We start from the raw sequence: 486 nt of genomic DNA, 5'->3' as shown, positions 1-486 counted from the left end.
CCACTGTGCAACCGTGACAGCCGAAAATCTGGCCACCGGGCGGGGCCGACGGTGCGGGCCAGGCCGAAATGTCCTCGTATTGATGTTAATTGGGATCCTTGGTGCGCGGCGGATGCACAACAGGTCTCAAACCATGTTCTAAGACTCGGCAAGCAGCGCGGTAGATGCCGCAGAATGGAGGTATGCGTGTTGCCTTGGCCCTCGGTAGTGGTGGCGCCCGCGGCTATGCGCACATCGGGGTGATCGACGAACTGTCCGCGCGAGGTTACGAGGTCGTCGGGGTATCCGGATCGTCGATGGGCGCACTGGTGGGTGGACTCCACGCAGCCGGCAAGCTCGACGATTTCGCCGAATGGGCGCGGACTCTGACCCAGCGCGCTGTCTTGCGGCTGCTGGATCCGTCGATCAGCGCGGCCGGCATCCTGCGTGCCGAGAAGATCCTCGACGCGGTGCGCGAGATCATCGGTGAGGCCACGATCGAAGAAC

At 63.6% G+C, this 486-nt stretch carries 1 protein-coding gene; it reads left to right on the top strand.

The features are described 5' to 3' along the window. Window positions 1-182 precede the first annotated feature (182 nt). A partial coding sequence (locus tag IMZ11_RS43875) for a patatin-like phospholipase family protein (RefSeq protein WP_228649648.1) occupies window positions 183-486 on the top strand: 304 nt, incomplete at its 3' end.

This window comes from Microtetraspora sp. AC03309, assembly GCF_020826795.1.
GTDB classification, from domain to species: domain Bacteria; phylum Actinomycetota; class Actinomycetes; order Streptosporangiales; family Streptosporangiaceae; genus Microtetraspora; species Microtetraspora glauca.
The sequence above is the reverse complement of the archived record's forward strand: the minus strand, read 5'-3'. Positions and strand labels throughout refer to the sequence as shown.